The sequence below is a fragment of the Vibrio sp. 10N.222.55.C6 genome, assembly GCF_041473395.1.
Lineage (GTDB): Bacteria > Pseudomonadota > Gammaproteobacteria > Enterobacterales > Vibrionaceae > Vibrio > Vibrio crassostreae_C.
In genome coordinates, this window is the sequence record NZ_JBFRSD010000318.1 from 1 (window position 1) to 215 (window position 215).

The following is a 215-nucleotide window of genomic DNA, read 5'->3' on the forward strand; positions in this document are numbered from 1 at the left end:
TGTGGGATTTCACACTGCTCGCTGTAGTAAGCAAGGTCATATTTGAAGGCTTCTTCTCTCAATCTTTGTAGAGAAGACTTCACACGAACGGTTTGACCATCAATTTCTACGTCTTGAGCGACAAATAACGCCGCCTCATCGACCTGAATATTCGATGTTAATCGTGACGTTGTCACATTTAGTGCGATGAATGCATCATCGTCAGACATCGGTTC

Annotated in this window: 1 protein-coding gene; it reads right to left on the bottom strand. The window is 43.7% G+C overall.

What is annotated here, in order from left to right:
• A partial coding sequence (locus tag AB4486_RS23890) for a hypothetical protein (RefSeq protein WP_372119080.1) occupies positions 1-215 on the bottom strand: 215 nt, incomplete at both ends.